We start from the raw sequence: 19795 nt of genomic DNA, 5'->3' as shown, positions 1-19795 counted from the left end.
AAGAAGATATGCACTGTTTTATAGGTATTTTAATAACAGATCAAATAGAATAATAAATGAATAATATTGATGAAAACCTACAGGTTATTAGTATTAATCCTACAATAAAAACAGGGAAGGATAAAAGGGCTTCCCTCAGTTCATATTTTAATAAAATTTTAACTACTTTTATACTTTTAAAACTCAACAATACTTTCCTTATTTTTTGCACGAGATAAAATTACAACTGTAAATATAATGCATGCTGTTCCTAACCATTGAGACATACCTAAAGGAACATGTAACCATAATACCGATAAAAAAGCTGCAGATAAAGGTTCAACAGAGGATAATATGCTTGCTTCTGTTGGTTGTATATATTTTAAACTTTCTAAATAGCAATAAAAAGCAATAAGGGTTCCAAATAATACTACAAATATAACAGCAAATATTGAAGTAATAGACCATTGACCTGTAAAATTCCAGGGCTTATGAACGAAACTAAAAGCTATTCCACCAATGAGCATTCCCCATCCAACTATAATTGTAGAATTCCATTTAGCAAGAAGAGAATGAGACTTTAGTGTATAGAAAGCTGCTGCAAAAGCAGAGCTAATGCCCCAAAATAATGTTAATCTAGAAATAGATATAGTATGTATATTACCTTTTGTAATGATAAAAAATGTACCTAACATGGCTAAAACAACAGCTGTAATTTCTTGTAAATTCGGCATTTTTTTAGTACGAATAGCTAAATAGCAAGTAATTAACACTGGTGACAAATATTGAAGTATTGTGGCTGTAGCTGCATTTCCATATTTAATAGCAGCAAAATAGGCATATTGCACACCTAACATCCCTATAATGCTAAAAAGAATGAGACTCAATATAGTATGTTTAGATCTCCAGATTATCCATAGATCTTGTTTACTTTTTATAAAAGCATATAATAACAAAATGATTCCTGATACTAATAGACGAATCACAACAAGCCACTCTGGACTAAACCCTTTTTTCTGAAACAAGTATTGTGCAACAGTACCTGATACTCCCCATAACATGGTGCTTATAATTACAAGTATTATTCCTTTTACCCTTGGTTGTAACTTCATTAAATATTCACTCACTTTCTTTTCAAGTATTCTGAACAAGTTATAAGTTTATTGAAAACATATTGATTGGTTTGAATAAATCTATAATAATTTTATTATTATTTTCAATATATAACAATTAATATATTGTCAAAAATTAAAACTATATTAGCGAGATGATAAAAATTTTTGAATACTTAATGAAATATAGAATTTTAAAGGCATTAGAACTACTTTTAAAAAGTAAAAAATCTATTTCTATCATTGCTTTTGATGTAGGATTTAATGGAATAAGCTATTTTGGAAAAGTATTTAAAAAATATATGAATTGTACACCTTCTGAATATAGAAATAGATATAGTGTAAAATAATCTAGGTAGATTTTTGAATATAAAATAAAATTTAAACCTATGCTATTTTACTGCCACGTAAAGAATGTTGAGAATTAACTAAACGATAAATTGGAATTTATTAGATATTATAGTCAAGAATTATCTTTTTACAATCTTTGCAAATATATGCTTCTACTGTAACATCGCCAATCATTTTCTCATCAAGTAAAATCTCTTCATCTTTTGGATGGTAGGATAATTTGTGCTTTGTTTTTGCCCACAGTAAATAACGGTTAGATTGTAAAATTCCTTCTTTCATTTCTGTATTACAATATGGACATTTCATATTTAGATCCTCCTAAAATTTCGTTTGTTTGAGTGTGATATAAATGATCATTCTTTCACAATATCTTATTATACAACATTTTCCATACACCTATCAAAGATTTACAAAAACAGAAGAAGAAACATTCCAGATTAAATATTTTTTTCGCCATGAAACGACAAAATTTGCAGAGATAATGGGTTAAGATGGAAAAGGATATATTTAAATTACAGCATTGTTAGTGATGTCTTTTTCTAGCAGTGGTTATTCCTTTTGAATAAAGATATGCTATTACAGATTTAAGATACTAGATATTACATACAAATCTAATCATCTTGGTATGTAATTTAAATAAAAGCTAAATAGGAGGAGAATATGTATAAGAAGAAGTTTTATTTATTAATTTGCAGTTTATTAATGAGTATATCATTAAGCGGATATGGCGAGTGTACTGAGTTAGAGACAAATGTTCATAGTCATATTGACTTTTGTAAGTTTGAAGAACGTAAAGAATTTGTTAATGTACTTGATAATTTTCATAAAAAGGAAAGTTATAATTTTGTAACAGTAGAAAAGAAATCCTCTGGAAATGATTATTATAAACTATCATTTAATCCTACTAATTACATATATATAGGAGAATTGGAAGAGAATCTACCTAGTGGAAAAGGGGTATTAGCAGAAATATTAAAGAACGAAAATCAATCAATAGTAACAGTGAAATATGTAGGTTATTTTAAAGAAGGTAGATTTAATGGGTATGGAAAGTATTTTAGTAGTCCTTCTAAGGTAAGTAAACTGTATAGAGCTTATGAACCTTTAGAATGTCTGGGAATTAAGTATTTAGAATATGAAGGCTATTTTAAGGATGGAGAACGTGACAACTTTGGACATTGTTATGTTCCAGAAAACTGTATGAAATATGACCATAAAAGAGGTTTCCTTGATTTTGCATACGGGCCTAGAGAGTATGTTGATAAAAATCAGAATGAGTTGGAAAAGTATCAAAAATTACTAAGCAAAAATACTACTGAATTAATATTTTGTGATTTACCTTTGCTTGAAAGTCAATTATATTATTGCGGACAGTTTGAAAAAAATGTATTTAAGGGTAAGGGTAGTATATTTTTAAATTCAAAATTGATATATAAAGGTGAATTTAAGTATAATAGATATCATGGAGAAGGGACTCTATATAATGAAGATGGGAGTATAAAGTATAAAGGGACTTTTGTTTATGGAAAAGAAGACTTAAGTGAAGGAATCGCTGATATATATAATTCAATTAAATGGATCGGACCTGGTAAGCTAATAAAATTGACTGTAATACCTAATAACTAAAATATTTATAATGTGAAGTATAATTTAAAAAACAAGAAGAAATAAATGAATAGAAAAGTATTATGGATATTATGGTTGAATGAAATAAAAAGAGATAAATCATGACTAGTTTATTTTATAAATAATACTAGTATGATTTGATGATATTAATAATTGAAGCAATCTAAATATTCAAGGAGTGATCTTATGGAAAATCCAAATACGAAATTAAGTAAATATATTAGTTTGATTTTACGCCACAAGCCAGAGATTATAGGAGTTAAATTAGATAATCATGGATGGTGTGATGTTGATGATCTATTATTTAGAATGAATAAAAATGGGAAAATAATAAATCGTAGTCAACTTGATGAGATCGTTAAGATGGATGATAAAGATAGATATACATATAATGATGACGGGACAAAAATTCGTGCAAATCAAGGACATTCTATAGATGTTGATATTGAGCTAGAAAAAGAAATTCCACCTCAATATCTTTATCATGGTACAATACAAAAGTATGTACTCCCTATTTTAAAGGAGGGAATAAAAAAGGGACAAAGACAATATGTACATTTAAGTACAAATATTGAAATAGCTAAGATAGTGGGGAAGAGAAGAGGTATACCGGTGATTCTAAAAATAGAAGCTGGCAAAATGTATTTAGATGGATATCAATTCTATTTATCTAAAAACAAAGTATGGTTATGTGATTATGTTCCGAATAAGTATATAAGTGTAATGTAATTTAAAAATGTTAACGAAATTAGCAATACAAGCGATGATGGGAGATCATATGTTTTGCAATAGTATTAATCCTACAATAAAAACAGGGAAGTCCAAAAGGACTTCCCTTAGTTCATATTTTTAAAAAAAGTATTTTCTGTAAGATAAATTTCATAGAATAAAATTTTATCTCATGCTATTCTACTGCTGCGTAAAATAGAATATTACGTCACAATATTTTATAAGAGATCATTCATTTTGCGAAAAAACTCATAATTTTGAAATCATTTCATATTGGCCAATAGTATATTCAAATCCTAATTCGAGTAAAAATTCTTTCGTAGAGGTAGACTCGTCATCTACATTAAGAATAGCAACCTTACATGATTCTGTATTTTTTAATAGATCCGTAACAATACTTTTTGCAATTCCTTTATGTCTATAATTCCTATTTACTGCTATTTGAGGAATATCTCCTGTTTTTTTATCAATAATGCCATATCCCACGATGGCGTCGTCAAACTGTATAATAGAATGTATAAATGTATCTGATACAGTGTTGATTGAGTCAATAGAATTTTGCCAAGATGGAGTGAAATCCCAAAATTCCGTTAATCGTTTCCAATTAGTTGAATTGATTTTATCCACATGTTCAACTTTATAGGTTGTTATTGGTTTATATTTATTTTTATCTAACTGAAAACATCCGAAATTTCTTATAGTCTCAAATCCTTGTTTTTTGTAAAGCTGAATTGCAGATGTATTGGATTGGATTACTTCAAGTAAATATTGTTCCACTTTTTTTTCTTTCATCAACTCTCTAATATTTAAAAGCATAGTACTTGTTATCCCTTGTTTTCTATACTCACCTATAACACCTGTTCCTATGTCATACACAGTTGGATGCCCATTCCAGTTTCTAAATCCATTCAATACAAATCCCACCAGCTCTTCATTTTTAAATGCACCTATTGAAAGACATGAAACATAACCTCTTCTTTGAAGCATTTGCTGAAACTTCCAAAGGGACAAATGGATTTTAACTTGATAATTAGAAAATGCACTTAAGAATGTTTGATGGAGTATTTCAATGTTTGTATTTTCAAGCGTTTTATAAATAAACATATCTATTTCTCCCTACCTTTCGTTTATACTAAAGTATTTTTGTGACGTATTTTTTACTGAGGGATAAAATTAAGAAGATTGTAAACGAGTATTCTTAAGAAATAGAGGAATAGATTTATTTTATGATTTCACGTTCAAATATAATTTCATAGTCAGTGGGTTTTCCATGGGAATTATAATACATAGGTAATACTTGTACTAATCGCCAACCTTCTTGAGCATGTTTATCTATTATTTCATGATGATTGGCTTGGGCAAAGAAACCTCCTAAAGTTGCTTGAACATATTTATATTCATACATATTTTTCACCTCACTATACGAAGTATATTTATAAAAATATTATACAACATTTTCCATATACCAATCAAAGATTTATAAAATTATCTTCTTACAATCTTTGCAAATTAATAAGATAGGGGATAGGTGTGATAAATAAATGTCAGTTGTAGCAATGTCTATTTAGATTCTGATTTATAAATTTCTATATATTGAGAATCATAGAAAATAGATTATATAATTTCAATGAAGAGAAGTTTAATATACCAAATAGAAGAGCTTAAAAACCCCTTGAGATCAGAACATATCTAATCTCAGGGAATAATATCTTTACTAAATAATGAGAAATTAAGGATTAGTTTAGAGTTTACGGAAGTGAATGGTTTTATAGTAAAAACTATTTATTTTTAAATACATCAAAGGGGAGAATATATTTTGGTTTAAATAAAAACTTCAAATAATTTGAATTTTTTACAAAATATATTTTTAGATATAAGTTAAAAATGTTATCATATATACAAGAAGTAGAATTATTCAGATATTATAACTTGGAGTGGAAAAATAAGCTAAAGTACTGTCTGAAGAAAGGATGAATTAATTATGAAATATAAAAAGTTGTCTAAACTGAGTGTTGTTGTTACATTAATTATCTTATTTATAATAATATCTACACCACATGATAATGCGTTATTATCTACAAATAAATCTTTAGAAAAGCAAAATATAGCAAGAAATAGTCTGTATCCTGTTAATGATGCTGGACAAACATATGGTAGTGCTGCAAAAGCCACAAGTATTGAAGAAGAGCCAGATTTAATTTTAGCAGAAGGTGTGGGTGGTGTTGAAGGATATGTTAGTAGTTCTGATTTAAATGCAGATATAGCAAAGTCGCCTCAAGAAGCTGTAAAGATTATGAAAATGAAAAATAAAAGTTCACGATTCATTCCATTATATAAATGGGATGGTAAGACAGTTATTGGGATATTTAAAATTGGTTCAGGACAAGGTAACTATATTACAGACAAAGAAACTGAAGATCAAGAATTGAAATAGTCACTAAAAGTAATATATAAGTGTATTCAGCTATTCTATTGAAGAATTTAAAATAAGGTGTATATTTTCTTGAAATTTATATATTAAAATTGTAAATCAGGAAGATATGCACTTTTTTATAGGTATTTTAAGAACAGATCAAATAGAATAATCAATGAATAATATTGATGAAAACTTATAGGTTATTAGAATGATCCTACAATAAACTAAGGGAAGCCCTTCTGGGCTTCCCTTAGTTCATATTTATACAATTATCTAAGAACATAAAAAAATTTCTAGTAGCTCGACTAAGTATTTTATAAAATTTTTTCAAGATATTCGAGAGCAATTTTATTATATTCTTCTTCTTTTTCAAAAGGGGATGGATGATTAGCTACTCGTTTTAATTCATCCTTTAATAATAGTAACTGTCGATTTGTTAGCAAAGGCATCATATAATAATACACAGAGTATTCTCTCAAGCCATCAGGGTTCCCAATTAAATCCTTTAAAAAAGGAATGATCAATTCATCAAACTTAACCAAAACTTTTACTAGTTCTTGTGCAACAGGCCAATTTATGTCTTCAACCCATTCAAAAATCTGTGGTAAAACTGGTTGTATACTTATTGGATCAGCATTTCTAATTTTCTCCACTGCTTCAAAGTCAAACTTATCTTTTGGTATAAAACAATTCTTTTTCATACATATCCCCCTTGATACTCATCAGATAAATTCCATGAAATAAAATTTTACCCTATTCTATTCATTGTTGCGCAAAATAAGAATATTGCACATTAATCTGTCTTTCTAATTAGATTGGTTTAAAATATATTTTTCCATTTTATAATTAATAAGGAATTGATCTTTTCTTTCAATCTGTTGTGCTTTTATAACATGATACCCTTGTTTTTCAAAGAATGGTTTTGCTGTTATTGATGCTTCTGTTGTAATAGTAGTTAGTCCAATATTTTTAGCATAATTCTCTAAGTCTGCAACAATTTCTTTCGCAATACCTTGTTTTTGGTAGTTTTTATGAACAAAAAGTCTATCGAGGTACCCACTAAGGCTTAAATCCCCAAATCCAACAATTGTATCATTTATTGTAAATACAATTGTATAATTCTTCAAAAACGACTTATCCCATAAATCTATATTTATATCTGTAGGAGCCCATACATCTAGTTGTTTTTCTGTATAGTCTTTAGAGTTTATTGAATGAACTGTTTCATAAAATAATTTAATTATTTCTTGGCAATCCTTTGACTCATAAGTTCTAATGCTCATATTTCCTCCTTAAGTAAGTATTTCATAATATTCTACTGCTGTGTAAAATCAGAACATTATGTATTAATTTCTATTTACCAAATCTTTAATTATAAGAATGAGTCCTAAAGAAGTAAATCCTATATTCAAAAATATAAATGCTATATTTTCATTAAATATTTGAAAAATTTGAGTATAATAAGAAACGTTAATTATAATGCTTGAAAAAATGCAACCAAACAATAAAAATACTATTCCAAGTCTATTCAATTTCATTTTGAATCTCCCTTCTTTTCAATAAAAAATTCTTATCTATTGAACTAATGATCAATATTTTTAATTTGTGTTTCTTATCATTATACAACATTTTCCATTCGCCAATCAAAGATTTATAAAAACAGTTTAAGTATCACTCCTAATTAAATATTTCTTTTTTCGTCACAAAATGACAAAATTTACAATGAAATAGGTATAAAATATATAATTAGGATAATCATGTTGAAGTAGAGAGGTGAGTATACTAATGAATATTTTAGAAAAACAATATTTGTCTCTTAAAGCAGGTGAACTATCTATGAAAGATTTTGAAATATGGGTTTATAAAGAAGGACAACTCGAAAAGTTTATCAATCATGATGATTATATTGATTTAATGTCACTAGATTACAAGAGTAAATTCATAAAGGATGAAATTGAAAAAATTATAGATAAGTACATTGATTATCCAAAATACTATAAAAATAAAGTAATTACTATGTTAGATAGGGTTTTAGATCAGCATGAGCAAACGGGTGAAATTCTTAGAAAATTTTATAATATGTATTGCCATGGTTGTGCTTTTTTTCAAGATTTAGGGATACAATATGGTTTAATGTGTGAAGTTCCTACCGATGTAAATTCATGGGATGATTTGAATACTAATCAAAAAAGACTATTGGTAAATTCATTTTATCCAGGAATTAATGATTTTGCTATTGAAATAAGAAAATTGATTGAAAATGGAACAATAAAGATTCTTCGATATGATGAAAGGAATCTTAAATACATAGTTATAGACGAAAGATTTATTGATACTAGTGCGTAAAAGCATGTAGTTCCAATAACGAAGAATTAATAACCAAGGTGATTTCACAATCACCTTTTTTTCATGCAAAAATTTCTTTACTCCACATGATTTTACAACTTTTGAAAGGCGGGTAGAGTGCATAAGAGAAGAAGAATTTTAAGAAAGAGGATGAATGGGTTATTCCGAAGAAGAGTTGGAAGCCTTGTTTTAAAAAAAGTGAAGAAAGACTTAATTGAGCATGTCTAAAAATAAAGCCTTAAAAGTTAAGATTATGGAGTTTTAAAATTTAGACCGAAGCTGATTCCTAGGGCTATGGCAAGACTAAATTTGTAATGAATACCGATGTAATACATCAATATAAGGATAAAGATGCCAATTAAAAAAATAATTAATTCTGCTATAAATTTAGATTTAACTTTTGTGTATAACATATCATAGATTTTAAATTTTTTATTAATATAATAAACAAATGATGAAACTAGAAGACCAATAATTAAGGATTGTCCCAATAGAGATATTCTATCCAAAATAATCAACTCCTTTTTGGCAATACAATTAAGCTTGAGCATATTGAATTGATTTTGTAAAACAAAATAGAATTTTAACGGAGAATGTTAGGTATGTTAAATGTTAAAAATACACATGAGCAATACATAGCATAACCAAAGGGAGTAAGGAAAGGAACAATTCCAGTAAAAGCAAAGTAAATACTTTGTATTCCCAAGTATGCAATGACAACAATAGTAGTATACAACTAAGATGAAAAATTTACCATAATGATTTATTAAGGGGATCAGATTCATAACTAATGCTAAAATAAGATTTTGCAACTATTTATTTTGGTTATTTTTTCTTAGAACAATAGGAAAGATACAAAGAACTGCGCCTATGATTGCAATTAAAACAGGTATTGGCATAAAATTCACTCCTAAAATAAAATTTGATTAATTTATTATATCATACAGAGATTTGAAAGTGAGGGGTAGAGAATAAAGCAGAGTTCAATGAAACAGGTACAATAATGAATTGTACCCAAGGACCAACTAATGGCGATTTATATAAGATTCGAGTGCTTCAAATATGATGAGTAAGATTTGACAAATGATTTTCCATATAAAGATTGAAACGATGAGTAAGCATATACTTACAAAGATACCCAGAAGAACATTTGGCATAGTTTCAAATGTGTAAAAAGCTGGGTTCTCAGATGGAACTTTACAATCTACTGGAAACAAAATAGCAAAATATTTTCCTAACCAAAAGGCAGGGAGAAATAGTGGTAATATGCCAATATGAAATAATCTTTGTAGTAAATTAAAGGCCGAATCTTTTTTAAATGATAGAAGCTCTTTAAACATATAAATACCTCCTAAATTAATAAAAATTCAGAATAATAGTACCATGGTAAATTATAACAGTCAAGTTAATAATGCATTTTAAGAAGATGCATTAATTATAAGGTTAGAGAAGATAGCAATTTCAGAAATAAAAATATGCTTACACCATAAATACAAATTCCTTGATATATCTCATGTCTAGGAATCAATGATTTGCATAAATAGGTGTTTTGTAATAATAATTTTTTAGATATAGAAAAAATACAATGTAAAAATAATTAAATATTCAGAAAAAATGAATAGATAAAGAGCTTTTTACAAAAAATGTATAAAACTATATATTTTTAAATACATCAAAGGGGAGAATATATATTAAAGAAGTAATTTTTTATGAACTTTCTGAATTTGAAAGGAGAGTTTTGGAAATGTTACGTCAGCCCATTGAAGATGAAGAGGTTACTATTGCAAAACTATATGGGAACTTTACATATTCATTAATTTCTTTTAAGAATTCTTTTTTTTTTGGTTTTCTAATTCTTTAAATCTTTTCTGAATCATTATTTCTGGTAAAGTACCTTTTCCCAATGCTATAACTAAATTATTCATTTCTTTTTCGATTCCATCTATACTAGATTGAATTTTATTTCTTTTAGCAATCAGAGGCACACGTTTATTTTCCAAATCATCATTGGAACTGTCTAGAAGTTTTAAAACAAAGGCTTTGTTATTACATAAACTTTTAATATAAGATACGATTTTATACTCAAGTAAATCGGCTCTAATGTTGTAATTATCACACAGTATTTTTGATTTTTGTTCTCTGGTAATACATCGGAAATAATGGTAATATCCTTTTGATTTATTATTTGAATCTCTAGGAGAACTAAAAATCGACATAGATGATTTACAACGACCACATTGAACTAGGCCAGTAAAAGGGGATTTTATGCTTTGTCCATGGCGGGGAGCTTTATATTTGTTTGAATTTAGCTTTTTTTGTACTTTTTTATACATTTCCCCGGTAATAATTCCTTTATGCTCTCCTATAGTAAGAATCCATTCTGATTCCTCACGTTCTCTTGAAGTTTTCTTATGTGGTTTTCTAAGATTATAAAACATTAGGCCATGCTTTCCATCAAATTCATGTTTTTCATTTACAATTTGAACATCAGTATTATTTTTAAAATAATCATAAGCTATGGTATCAGCTATACAGTAAAGAGGATTTTGCAACATTCTAGACATTTGATTATGGGACCAATAGGCATTATTCTTAGTTTTATATCCTAGCTGATTTGCTTTAGATACACAACTTCTTACAGAACCATCATCTTCAAGATACCATGTATAAAAGTCTTTAATTAGATTTGCTTCTTTATTTTTTCGAATCCAGGTCTTTCAAGAGTTTTTCCTGAGATATCAAAGTCATCATAGATAATATAATCCCATCCTCGCAACTGGCATAAGGCTTTACCACGAGATATTTGATTTTCGATAGATTCGCCTTTTTCAGTTGCTTTTGATTTTCTTGCGTAAATTGCAGCTGTAGGCATAAAGTTTCCCTCCTAAAGAACATTTGTTTGATTATATTGTAGCATAGTGGAGTGAGGAATATAAGCAAAATGGAAAATAATTACTAAGTTGAAGGGGAGATAACAGATGACGAATATATTGAGAGAATTATTAGTTTTAGATTTTATAGGAGGAATAGGAAATATATTGATAATACGCATGAAGATTGGCATAGATAAGGATAAATACTGGAATGAAGAATATAAAGAAGCAAGTGAACAAATAAGTATTTGGTGAAGGAGAATAAAAGATTATAAAGTAAAAAATTCTAGTAATCTAGGATTTTTGTATTGAGTTATTTTTTAGTATGTGAGATTATTGCATAGTTTTTAAGAGTTATTAAGGTACGTTCTGGAGTGGATATATATATAATATCATCTTGACAAGTAACTATACATCCCGTTATGGATTCAGTATAACTTTTAGAAGTATGAGGAATTGTATATTGAATAGTGTCAAATGAAGGAGGCATATTCATCGAGATATAAATCCCTAAATCAATAATGTCTGAGCATAGAAAGAACAATGTACTAATTAGTATTATAATTAGTGAAAATCTATAATATACTTGATTTATTCCTTTAAGAAAATTCTTGAGCATATTTTTTAATTTTATATATTGATTATAAAGAAATGTTGACAATCCATATTACTCTTCAAATCTCCTCCAAAATAATATCCGTATAAAAACAAGTATCCTAAGAGGTAGAATAAAATTAAAATAGGGGATAACAGTTTGAAAGAATCAAAAATTGTATATTTATTATCATGGGATTTAAAATTGATAACTATATTTTTTAAGTGAGAAAAATATTTATGAAAAAAATCAAAAATAAAGTTTACTAAGTCCAAAAGAGCACCTCCGAATAAGTTAGATTGAAAAGTATGGTATAGTGTTTTGATTAAAAAATTTCATTTAATATAAGTATATTAATTTGAATAAATTATTGTATTTCTAAGAGAATAAGAAATAATTATGGCTAGCTAATTATTATTTTAATAATCAATAGGGCAGAAACTTTCTGCCCTATTATCTATTTTACAGTCAATTCAAACCCTGTAGTGGGATTCCATCCACGTGATAGTCCAAGACTTGAAATTATATCAGCTGTAAGAGGAAGATAATTTATATTTTTTGCATTGATAATTGGATATTGATTACTTATTTGAGTTTCATTCACCATAATTCCTTTATCTATCTTTACTATATTACAACGACTTCCTTTAGCAGAGTTACCATTTTGAAAGTTTGGGCTAAATGTGCCCGCTGTTGGTGTACCTGCTGAAGTTCTATTGAATATTAAATATGAAGGATTGTCCCATTCATAGCTTACATTAAGATATGTAAGGATGTCAGAGGTGAAAGGAATATATGTAATATCATTAAACATTAGTGGTGGATATTCTGAAGTATCTGTGTTGATTTTAGTTCCATTTATATGTACAGAGAAACTCGGAACCTGAGCTTTCAAGGAATTATCAACACGAGGAGTACTGTATGAAGATTTTGTAGAGCTATTAGTTTTAGTTTTCTTAGAAGCTTCAGATGAGTATGGACATACTCCATCTGTATGTAAGTGAGCAGGATGGCCACCACAATGATAATGATATGGGCCTAATCCACTTTTATTTTGATTATCCCTATGACCTCCGTTAGCATCAGTTCTTCCTCAATGCCCATCTACTTGTGTAGGAGCATGTACAAGAAACAATGCGAGTAATAATGCAGAAATTATTTTTTTTATGAAAAATCCCCCTTTGTAGTAATAGATTCATTCACATAGATTATACTATCTCTCATATGATAAAAATGATTAATACTGTCGAATAAAAAACAAAACTACATAAATAACTTTCTTAGTAAAATTTAATACAAAAAAGCAGGAATATTGTCTAAAAATGTCGAAATGCACATAATCTATTAAACTTTTATTTTTGAAAAAATATTTTCTTTATTAATGAAACTAATAGAATGAAAAGGGGAGATTTTACAGTGAAGATTGCAAAAATTTTAAAAATAATGACCGTAGTATTTGCTATAATAATTATTTTGACTATGAGTTCAGTTTCATTACTAAATAAAGCATTTAGTAATGAAAGGTTGGCAGTTCAAAGACAAATGGAGTTTAAGCAACTAGGAATTGACTTAAAAGATGCTTCTGACTATTTAACAGAACAGGCTAGAAGATATGTCCAATATGGTGAAAGGAAGTTCTATGATAATTATTGGGAAGAAGTTAATACAACTAAGACAAGGGATAAGGTAGTTGATAGATTGAAAGAGCTAGGAACTCCTCAAGAGGAGTTAGACTTAATTGAGGAAGCAAAAAATAATTCTGATGGACTAGTATCTACAGAAGATGAGGCTATGCAAGCAGTTGAACAAGGTAACCTTGAAAAAGCAAGAAAATTAATGTTTGATTCTAATTATGATGAGAATAAACAAAAGATTATGAAGCCTATAGAAGAATTTCAAAATATGATGAATTCAAGAGCTGAATCAGAAGTTGAAGATATAAGAAAAAAAGCTAATTTACTGTTTATAACTTCAGTAGCTTTAATTATAATTCTTATAATATTAATAGTATTATTTATAACAATTCTACTTAAAAAAATATCTAATTTGAGTGAAATAACAAGTAAGTTAAAAGAGCTATCAAATAATGAAGGGGACTTAACATCTAGAATTGATATAAATAGTAAAGATGAAATAGGAGAAATAGCATCTTCCCTTAATAAAATGCTTGGTTCTTTGCAAAGTCTTATAATAGAAATAAAGAATACAACTAATGAAGTTAAAAAGCAGAGTATTGAATTCTCAACAGTGGCTGGAGATTTTCAACAAGGGACTGAACAAATTGCTGCTACTATGGAAGAAATGGCAGCTGGAGCTGAAGAACAAGCTAGTTCCTCAATTGAAGTTGCAACCTCTAGTAAAACACTAACTGATCTTATTGAGAAATCATATCAGAGTGGGGAGATACTCAGTAATTCCTCAAGCGAGGTATTACAAATTACCCAATCAGGAAATGAGAAGATGGAACATTCTGTTAATCAAATGTTATTTATAAATAATGTAGTTAAAGAGTCCGTGAATAAAGTAGAGGGATTAGACATCAAGTCAAAGGAAATATCTAAACTAGTGCAAGTTATTCAATCTATATCAGAACAAACTAATTTATTAGCATTAAATGCAGCAATAGAAGCAGCGAGAGCAGGGGAAGCAGGGAAAGGATTTGCGGTAGTCGCAGAAGAAATTAGAAAATTGGCTGAAGAAGCAGGAAATTCTGTTAATGAAATCACTGGAATTGTCATTGATATACAAAAAGAATCAAATATAGTATCACAGTCATTAAAAGAAGGGTATGAGCAAGTTGAAATAGGAACTCGCCAAATTAAAGATACTGGAGAAACGTTCAAGTCAATAAACTCAAAAGTTCTGGAAATGGGGAATAGAATAAATGATGTATCTTCTAACCTTAAGAAAATTTCAGATAATAGCAAAAGAATAGAAGAAGAAATGGAAAAAGTCGCAGAAATATCAGAAGAAAATTCTGCAGGAATTGAAGAAACAGCAGCTTCAGCACAGGAGCAGAATAACGGGATGACAAAAGTATCAGAAAGTATATCAATATTAGAAGCATTGTCAGATAATCTAAGTAAAATGGTTGGAAAATTTAAGGCCTAGAGTTATAAGAGCCAAGCAGTCTTTAAAACCCTTGGCTCTTATAACTTATATATATCTTCATATTAAATCTACTTGTTAACATTAATCCTACAATAAAAATAGGGAAGTCCAAAAGGGCTTCCCTTAGTTCATATTTTAAAAAAGTATTTTCTTTAAGCTAGATTCCACAAAATAAAATTTTATCCTATACTATTTTACGGTTGCGTAAAATGAGAAGCCCATGACTTAAATATTATTTATACTTGTATAAAAAACTTATACTCGCAAATAATATACCCAGTACTAGATAGTAAATGAAAAGGAGTGTTTAATATGGGTATAGTAACTAATACAACAGACAAATATCAATCATGTATTGATGCATGTAACCGTTGTGCTCAAGCATGTTATGAATGCTTTAAGGCATGTCTAAACGAAGCCGATGTTGCAGCTAGAAAGAACTGTATAAGTATTCTTGTTGAATGTGCACAAATGTGTCAAATGTCAGCAGGACTTATGTCAATGGATGCTCAATTTGCAAAAGAACATTGCCAAATGTGTGCAACCATTTGTGATAAATGTGCACAAGAATGTGAAATGTTTAAAGATGACCACTGTCAAAAATGTGCACAAGAATGCAGAAAATGTGCAGATGAATGTAGAAAGATGGCTGGTATGTAATAAACTAAAATCAAAGCATGAAGTAAATAATAAATTTACTTCATGCTTATTTATATTTTTGTTAAATAATACACTTGTTACTCCATATTTTACTATGCCGTAAAATAAGAAAGATGCGATATAACTAAAGCTAAAATTATGTTATTTTAACTCTATAAATTGGAATTTATTTCTTCTTACATTTTTTATTGTTAGCCACAAAAACACATAAAAAAGTAGCACCTATTGCAATCCAAAGGGCAATATTCATATAAATTTCTCCTCTCAAATTACTATTTGTCTGTGCATTATCTAAATAATCTTTACTTCACAGTTTGCTATTACTGTGTAACATAAGAAAAGCAGATCAAAGCTATTAAACACTATGTTAGAAGAAATTATCTTCTAACATAGCTGAGTTCAACCATACCATCAACCATTTTTGTTTCAATAAGTCTAAGTTTAATTTCTGGATTTTCCTTTAAAAATAGGGGAAGTCCATCACCTAGGATAATTGGTACCATTGTTATAATGTACTTATCTATAAGGTCTTGCTTAATAAATTGGTCGATTAACTTTCCACCACCAACGAGCCAAATATCTTTACCTTGTTGTTTTTTTAAGTTTCTAACAAATCCAGTAATATCATTTGATATAAACTCTACTTTGTTATGTATTTCACTTTTTCTTGTGGTGGCCACGTAACATTTTTTTCCTTCATAAACCCAAATATTAGGGGATAGTACATTAATAATCTGTTCATATGTAGTTCTTCCCATTATAATGGTATCTATTGTACTATAAAAAGCATCGTATCCATTATCAGCATTAGGGTTCTCGCCATTACCACTTAGCCAATCAACTGCTCCGTTATTCCTTGCTATATATCCATCTAAACTTGTTGCGATATAAAGTATTATGCTTCTGCTCATTAGTTTATCTCCTTTATTTTTTATGCTAAAAAACTTTTTCCATTAATCATAGGATAAATTCTATGAGATAAATTTTACCCTATGCTATTCATTTTTATCTCAAATGATACGATTGCCTCATTTCCTTCTTTAGAAAGCCATTCCATGTTAATTATCCTTACGTTGGTTGAATCTTTAATTCTAATCACCGCCTAAAAGGTATTTAATCAACATAGTATCATTTCATAAAAAACTCTTATACATTTTCGTTAGTCCTATATGGTCTTGGTAAAGGTAATGAACATAGGTATGCTACTAATTCTAGATATTCTTCTTGTGTGATCTCAAAGGGTTCCCATTCACCAGCACGAGGATAATCTCCTTGTAAAAATATATTATTCAGTATATTAAGTGTAGGAATTACCTTGTCAAAATCAGAATTTAAAAGCATTCCAGTATCCATTATTAACTCAGCAATAGTACCTTCTTTAGACACAAATTTATTATGTGAGCTATATGCTTCAGGAAATAAATTATATTTTAGAATTCGCATTTGATTCCTCCTAGTATTCAATATTTACTATGATACATTACATTAGAAATCATTTTTTATATTATACAACATTTTCCATTCATCAATCAAAAATTTATAAAAATAGTAGAAGCACCATTCCGAATTAAATATTTCTTTTATTCGTCACAAAATGACAAACTTTACGACATAAATCGTTTAGAATGTATATGTATATTGTTGATTGATATAATTGAGATTCTAAAGTCAACAAAAATATTTTTTAAATTAATGAATATGGGAGAGTTTATATAATGAAAATTTTCAATTTTATTTCAGGTATGTGCTCAATTGTTAGTTTAGCTGCATCAATATTTGCAGTAAGTAAAGTAGTAAAAATAAATCAACAGATAAGTACAAAAGAGAATATAATTCAAAAAAATAAAATGCATGATCGTAATATAATTATTGGAGGTAATTTTGATGGAACACGACATAAGTAATAATAAAATGAGAGATGACAATATTTTGATTTCTGGAGGTATTAGTAGAATTAACAATAACTATATATTCAAATTTGGTAGTGAATCGATGAAACAGTACAGTGATTCATTTATTACTAATAAAATAGAGAAATTAAAAAAATATTTTACAGAAACATTACAATATGAGAGAGCTATAGCTGAATTACAACATTCAAATGCGGTGATGTTTATAGGATGTTCTGGGATAGGAAAAACAGATACATCAATTATGGTTGCTAACAATTTCATTGAAAATTATAAAGTTAAATTTATTAGGTGTCCTAATGAAAATGAACTTCAAAATATTTGTTATCTAATGGATCAAAAGACTGAAGAAAAAGAAGTTTGGATTTTTAATGACTTTTTAGGAGATACAAAATTGAATAATTCTAAATTTTATTTTGATAAGTTGGAGGAGTTGTTAAAAAATATTGAATTTTATTCAAATAAGAAGTTTATTTTTAATTCTAGAAAAACGATCTTTCAGGATGCCAAAGTGTATAGTGAGAAATTTAATAAATTGATACAATCCAATGTTACAATTTTTGATTTAGAAAAATGGACAAGGAATGAAGATAAAATAAATATATTAATTAAGTATTGTGACAAAAATAAAATACTTAATAAAATGAAAGAGTTATTGGAGCAAAAACTTTGGACTAATAAAATAATAGAAAATATTCTTGACCATTCAAATTTTAGCCCACTTATTATTAAGGAAGCTACTAAAGTATGTTCTAAAGTAAATATATCTGATTACGAAACAATATTTTTAAGATATTTAAACAATCCAAAAGATGTATGAGAGAAAGAGATAAAAGCACTAGATGAATCTTCTCGCCAGTATGTTAATATACTTTATTCATTGTCAAATAATTTTATTAAACAAGATATTGTGGATGAATGTTTCGAAAATTATATACAGCAATTAGATATACTTCCAGATGTCTCATTACCAGATATTCATAAACGTATTGAATCATTAATTAATATTGATGATAACAAAATAGAGTTTATTCATCCTTCTTTATTGGAGTATTTAGAAGATAAACTTTCTCTACGTGATAGAAAAGAAATTATTAAAACAGCTATTTACTTTGAGCAAATTGAAAAATTAGATATTAATAAAAAATATATTCGAGATTTAATATTACTGGAGAACAATTGTAAGCAGCCTCCCATTTTGAATTTTAAAGTATTACCTATTACATATGAGATGAGCAATAGCATGCCAATCCATTTTAGGAACAATATATCCATACAATACTTAAAATATTTATATGAATTCAAAATTGATGATCAAAGGCATGAACCAATAGTTATTAAGGCTATGAAGAATATTTTAGAAGATGAATCATTTGTTCTTTTTTACCCTGATAGTAAACATATTTTAAACATAATTAAATTAAACTATAATTTGAGAGAAATTTTGAATGATGACAAATATGTTAAACGTTTATTTCGATTTGCGGATAAAGAAAATATATGGAGTTTAATTGAGCTCACTATAAGAAAAGACGAAAAAGGATTTGATTTTAAAAGAATGGATATGTTTATTCAAAATCAAATTGAAGATGTATTAAAGGATATTGGAGAAAGTGTGTGGGCTTCTTGGATAGAAGATAATATTGAAGATTATCTGGACGATGCATTTCAAAATTATGGTATAGGTGATGAATACTATTATGATGAGATTGTTGATTATGTATTTCAAAGTATGTTTGATGACTTTGATTTTGAATGGTGTAAAGATGAAATTTTGAATATAATAAAAAAATATCATATATATAATATAGATGCAGAAGACATGGATTACTCGGATAGTAGTAATTACATATATGATATTATTGAAGATGCAGTGATTGATTTTGACAATGCTAGATAATATATATTATTCAACCCCCAAGGTGATTTTACAATCACCTTTTTTCATGCAAAAGTTTCTTTACTCGACACAATTTTACAAACTTTATGGTAAAAATCGTTTAAGATGTATGTGGCTGATATATTATTATAATTCAAAAGATAAAATTGAAAATAGTGAAGGATAATCAAGGGAAAGAGAATGATAT

At 27.9% G+C, this 19795-nt stretch carries 25 protein-coding genes; 12 read left to right on the top strand and 13 right to left on the bottom strand.

Going from position 1 to position 19795, the window contains the following annotated elements; translation table 11 throughout:
• Nucleotides 1-176: 176 nt before the first annotated feature.
• The gene (locus BN2409_RS15355; protein WP_330375486.1) at nucleotides 177-1130 is read right to left on the bottom strand and encodes a DMT family transporter; all 954 of its coding nucleotides are present in this window, start codon (nucleotides 1128-1130) and stop codon (nucleotides 177-179) included.
• A 116-nt stretch (nucleotides 1131-1246) separates the two neighbouring features.
• Between BN2409_RS15355 and BN2409_RS17020 the strand changes: the two genes are divergently transcribed.
• Nucleotides 1247-1441 carry a helix-turn-helix domain-containing protein gene (locus BN2409_RS17020; RefSeq protein ID WP_278320234.1) on the top strand — a complete coding sequence of 65 codons (195 nt, stop codon included), beginning with the start codon at nucleotides 1247-1249 and terminating at the stop codon, nucleotides 1439-1441.
• Nucleotides 1442-1541: 100 nt separating this feature from the next.
• On the opposite strand, the gene BN2409_RS15350 is transcribed toward BN2409_RS17020, so the two are convergent.
• Nucleotides 1542-1748: a PF20097 family protein gene (locus BN2409_RS15350; RefSeq protein WP_053957480.1), complete on the bottom strand. Its 207-nt coding sequence runs from the start codon at nucleotides 1746-1748 to the stop codon at nucleotides 1542-1544.
• 354 nt (nucleotides 1749-2102) lie between these two features.
• On the opposite strand from BN2409_RS15350, the gene BN2409_RS15345 reads away from it, so the two are divergent.
• Complete coding sequence (locus tag BN2409_RS15345) at nucleotides 2103-3068, top strand: MORN repeat-containing protein (RefSeq protein ID WP_053957479.1); 966 nt, start codon at nucleotides 2103-2105, stop codon at nucleotides 3066-3068.
• Between the two features lie 186 nt (nucleotides 3069-3254).
• Nucleotides 3255-3797 (top strand): RNA 2'-phosphotransferase, encoded by a 543-nt coding sequence (locus BN2409_RS15340; RefSeq protein ID WP_053957478.1) that lies wholly within the window; start codon nucleotides 3255-3257, stop codon nucleotides 3795-3797.
• Between the two features lie 249 nt (nucleotides 3798-4046).
• On the opposite strand, the gene BN2409_RS15335 is transcribed toward BN2409_RS15340, so the two are convergent.
• Nucleotides 4047-4901: a GNAT family N-acetyltransferase gene (locus tag BN2409_RS15335; RefSeq protein ID WP_053957477.1), complete on the bottom strand. Its 855-nt coding sequence runs from the start codon at nucleotides 4899-4901 to the stop codon at nucleotides 4047-4049.
• Between the two features lie 115 nt (nucleotides 4902-5016).
• A complete protein-coding gene (locus BN2409_RS15330) occupies nucleotides 5017-5202 on the bottom strand; it encodes a DUF4177 domain-containing protein (RefSeq protein ID WP_053957476.1) in 186 nt (61 codons plus the stop codon).
• A gap of 576 nt (nucleotides 5203-5778) precedes the next feature.
• Between BN2409_RS15330 and BN2409_RS15325 the strand changes: the two genes are divergently transcribed.
• Nucleotides 5779-6231 (top strand): hypothetical protein, encoded by a 453-nt coding sequence (locus BN2409_RS15325; protein ID WP_053957475.1) that lies wholly within the window; start codon nucleotides 5779-5781, stop codon nucleotides 6229-6231.
• A gap of 296 nt (nucleotides 6232-6527) precedes the next feature.
• On the opposite strand, the gene BN2409_RS15320 is transcribed toward BN2409_RS15325, so the two are convergent.
• From BN2409_RS15320 to BN2409_RS15310, 3 genes are all read right to left on the bottom strand, one after another.
• On the bottom strand, nucleotides 6528-6914 hold the full coding sequence (locus BN2409_RS15320) for a DUF5071 domain-containing protein (protein WP_053957474.1): 387 nt from the start codon (nucleotides 6912-6914) through the stop codon (nucleotides 6528-6530).
• A gap of 105 nt (nucleotides 6915-7019) precedes the next feature.
• Nucleotides 7020-7496, bottom strand: coding sequence for a GNAT family N-acetyltransferase (locus BN2409_RS15315; protein ID WP_053957473.1), 477 nt, complete (start codon nucleotides 7494-7496; stop codon nucleotides 7020-7022).
• 63 nt (nucleotides 7497-7559) lie between these two features.
• Nucleotides 7560-7751, bottom strand: coding sequence for a hypothetical protein (locus tag BN2409_RS15310; protein ID WP_053957472.1), 192 nt, complete (start codon nucleotides 7749-7751; stop codon nucleotides 7560-7562).
• Between the two features lie 247 nt (nucleotides 7752-7998).
• On the opposite strand from BN2409_RS15310, the gene BN2409_RS15305 reads away from it, so the two are divergent.
• A complete protein-coding gene (locus BN2409_RS15305; RefSeq protein ID WP_053957471.1) occupies nucleotides 7999-8559 on the top strand; it encodes a hypothetical protein in 561 nt (186 codons plus the stop codon).
• Nucleotides 8560-9584: 1025 nt separating this feature from the next.
• On the opposite strand, the gene BN2409_RS15295 is transcribed toward BN2409_RS15305, so the two are convergent.
• Nucleotides 9585-9899 carry a hypothetical protein gene (locus BN2409_RS15295; protein WP_053957469.1) on the bottom strand — a complete coding sequence of 105 codons (315 nt, stop codon included), beginning with the start codon at nucleotides 9897-9899 and terminating at the stop codon, nucleotides 9585-9587.
• A gap of 317 nt (nucleotides 9900-10216) precedes the next feature.
• On the opposite strand from BN2409_RS15295, the gene BN2409_RS17865 reads away from it, so the two are divergent.
• Complete coding sequence (locus BN2409_RS17865; protein WP_110943174.1) at nucleotides 10217-10420, top strand: ATP-binding protein; 204 nt, start codon at nucleotides 10217-10219, stop codon at nucleotides 10418-10420.
• On the opposite strand, the gene BN2409_RS15290 is transcribed toward BN2409_RS17865, so the two are convergent.
• Both BN2409_RS15290 and BN2409_RS15285 read right to left on the bottom strand, forming a co-directional pair.
• Complete coding sequence (locus tag BN2409_RS15290; RefSeq protein WP_242847992.1) at nucleotides 10383-11240, bottom strand: recombinase family protein; 858 nt, start codon at nucleotides 11238-11240, stop codon at nucleotides 10383-10385. The two genes, BN2409_RS17865 and BN2409_RS15290, sit on opposite strands and share 38 nt — an antisense overlap.
• Entirely contained in the window at nucleotides 11240-11431 is a 192-nt protein-coding gene (locus BN2409_RS15285) for a recombinase family protein (RefSeq protein WP_053957467.1), read from the bottom strand. The genes BN2409_RS15290 and BN2409_RS15285 overlap by 1 nt, the downstream gene beginning before the upstream one ends.
• A gap of 106 nt (nucleotides 11432-11537) precedes the next feature.
• On the opposite strand from BN2409_RS15285, the gene BN2409_RS17380 reads away from it, so the two are divergent.
• Entirely contained in the window at nucleotides 11538-11687 is a 150-nt protein-coding gene (locus tag BN2409_RS17380) for a hypothetical protein (protein ID WP_199873065.1), read from the top strand.
• Between the two features lie 797 nt (nucleotides 11688-12484).
• Here BN2409_RS17380 and BN2409_RS17375 read toward each other — a convergent pair.
• Entirely contained in the window at nucleotides 12485-12841 is a 357-nt protein-coding gene (locus BN2409_RS17375) for a hypothetical protein (RefSeq protein WP_199873064.1), read from the bottom strand.
• A gap of 602 nt (nucleotides 12842-13443) precedes the next feature.
• Between BN2409_RS17375 and BN2409_RS15275 the strand changes: the two genes are divergently transcribed.
• Together BN2409_RS15275 and BN2409_RS15270 are read left to right on the top strand one after the other, a co-directional pair.
• Nucleotides 13444-15138, top strand: coding sequence for a methyl-accepting chemotaxis protein (locus tag BN2409_RS15275; protein WP_053957465.1), 1695 nt, complete (start codon nucleotides 13444-13446; stop codon nucleotides 15136-15138).
• 312 nt (nucleotides 15139-15450) lie between these two features.
• Nucleotides 15451-15798 (top strand): four-helix bundle copper-binding protein, encoded by a 348-nt coding sequence (locus BN2409_RS15270; protein ID WP_053957464.1) that lies wholly within the window; start codon nucleotides 15451-15453, stop codon nucleotides 15796-15798.
• A gap of 377 nt (nucleotides 15799-16175) precedes the next feature.
• Here BN2409_RS15270 and BN2409_RS15265 read toward each other — a convergent pair whose 3' ends face one another.
• Nucleotides 16176-16709: a dihydrofolate reductase family protein gene (locus tag BN2409_RS15265; protein WP_053957463.1), complete on the bottom strand. Its 534-nt coding sequence runs from the start codon at nucleotides 16707-16709 to the stop codon at nucleotides 16176-16178.
• 235 nt (nucleotides 16710-16944) lie between these two features.
• On the bottom strand, nucleotides 16945-17241 hold the full coding sequence (locus tag BN2409_RS15260) for a hypothetical protein (protein ID WP_053957462.1): 297 nt from the start codon (nucleotides 17239-17241) through the stop codon (nucleotides 16945-16947).
• 272 nt (nucleotides 17242-17513) lie between these two features.
• Here BN2409_RS15260 and BN2409_RS15255 point away from each other — a divergent pair, with 272 nt between their 5' ends.
• Genes BN2409_RS15255 through BN2409_RS15245 form a run of 3 tightly spaced genes read left to right on the top strand, consistent with a single transcriptional unit; the run spans nucleotide 17514 to nucleotide 19608 of the window.
• The gene (locus BN2409_RS15255; protein WP_053957461.1) at nucleotides 17514-17702 is read left to right on the top strand and encodes a hypothetical protein; all 189 of its coding nucleotides are present in this window, start codon (nucleotides 17514-17516) and stop codon (nucleotides 17700-17702) included.
• Between the two features lie 7 nt (nucleotides 17703-17709).
• Nucleotides 17710-18528 carry an nSTAND3 domain-containing NTPase gene (locus BN2409_RS15250; RefSeq protein WP_199873063.1) on the top strand — a complete coding sequence of 273 codons (819 nt, stop codon included), beginning with the start codon at nucleotides 17710-17712 and terminating at the stop codon, nucleotides 18526-18528.
• Between the two features lie 60 nt (nucleotides 18529-18588).
• Complete coding sequence (locus tag BN2409_RS15245; RefSeq protein ID WP_053957459.1) at nucleotides 18589-19608, top strand: hypothetical protein; 1020 nt, start codon at nucleotides 18589-18591, stop codon at nucleotides 19606-19608.
• Nucleotides 19609-19795 lie beyond the last annotated feature (187 nt).

It is taken from the genome of Inediibacterium massiliense, from assembly GCF_001282725.1.
In the GTDB taxonomy this organism is placed as follows: domain Bacteria; phylum Bacillota; class Clostridia; order Peptostreptococcales; family Thermotaleaceae; genus Anaerophilus; species Anaerophilus massiliensis.
The sequence above is the reverse complement of the archived record's forward strand: the minus strand, read 5'-3'. Positions and strand labels throughout refer to the sequence as shown.

Bases quoted from the DNA above. Each gene is read 5' to 3' on its own strand.
- BN2409_RS15335 (WP_053957477.1), bottom strand. From the start codon at position 4,901: ATGTTTATTTATAAAACGCTTGAAAATACAAACATTGAAATACTCCAT.
- BN2409_RS17380 (WP_199873065.1), top strand. From the start codon at position 11,538: ATGACGAATATATTGAGAGAATTATTAGTTTTAGATTTTATAGGAGGA.
- BN2409_RS15330 (WP_053957476.1), bottom strand. From the start codon at position 5,202: ATGTATGAATATAAATATGTTCAAGCAACTTTAGGAGGTTTCTTTGCC.
- BN2409_RS15325 (WP_053957475.1), top strand. From the start codon at position 5,779: ATGAAATATAAAAAGTTGTCTAAACTGAGTGTTGTTGTTACATTAATT.
- BN2409_RS15270 (WP_053957464.1), top strand. From the start codon at position 15,451: ATGGGTATAGTAACTAATACAACAGACAAATATCAATCATGTATTGAT.
- BN2409_RS15310 (WP_053957472.1), bottom strand. From the start codon at position 7,751: ATGAAATTGAATAGACTTGGAATAGTATTTTTATTGTTTGGTTGCATT.
- BN2409_RS15285 (WP_053957467.1), bottom strand. From the start codon at position 11,431: ATGCCTACAGCTGCAATTTACGCAAGAAAATCAAAAGCAACTGAAAAA.
- BN2409_RS15260 (WP_053957462.1), bottom strand. From the start codon at position 17,241: ATGCGAATTCTAAAATATAATTTATTTCCTGAAGCATATAGCTCACAT.
- BN2409_RS15320 (WP_053957474.1), bottom strand. From the start codon at position 6,914: ATGAAAAAGAATTGTTTTATACCAAAAGATAAGTTTGACTTTGAAGCA.
- BN2409_RS15255 (WP_053957461.1), top strand. From the start codon at position 17,514: ATGAAAATTTTCAATTTTATTTCAGGTATGTGCTCAATTGTTAGTTTA.
- BN2409_RS15295 (WP_053957469.1), bottom strand. From the start codon at position 9,899: ATGTTTAAAGAGCTTCTATCATTTAAAAAAGATTCGGCCTTTAATTTA.
- BN2409_RS17020 (WP_278320234.1), top strand. From the start codon at position 1,247: ATGATAAAAATTTTTGAATACTTAATGAAATATAGAATTTTAAAGGCA.
- BN2409_RS15315 (WP_053957473.1), bottom strand. From the start codon at position 7,496: ATGAGCATTAGAACTTATGAGTCAAAGGATTGCCAAGAAATAATTAAA.
- BN2409_RS15250 (WP_199873063.1), top strand. From the start codon at position 17,710: ATGAGAGATGACAATATTTTGATTTCTGGAGGTATTAGTAGAATTAAC.
- BN2409_RS15340 (WP_053957478.1), top strand. From the start codon at position 3,255: ATGGAAAATCCAAATACGAAATTAAGTAAATATATTAGTTTGATTTTA.
- BN2409_RS15350 (WP_053957480.1), bottom strand. From the start codon at position 1,748: ATGAAATGTCCATATTGTAATACAGAAATGAAAGAAGGAATTTTACAA.
- BN2409_RS15305 (WP_053957471.1), top strand. From the start codon at position 7,999: ATGAATATTTTAGAAAAACAATATTTGTCTCTTAAAGCAGGTGAACTA.
- BN2409_RS15265 (WP_053957463.1), bottom strand. From the start codon at position 16,709: ATGAGCAGAAGCATAATACTTTATATCGCAACAAGTTTAGATGGATAT.
- BN2409_RS15345 (WP_053957479.1), top strand. From the start codon at position 2,103: ATGTATAAGAAGAAGTTTTATTTATTAATTTGCAGTTTATTAATGAGT.
- BN2409_RS17375 (WP_199873064.1), bottom strand. From the start codon at position 12,841: ATGTTTAATGATATTACATATATTCCTTTCACCTCTGACATCCTTACA.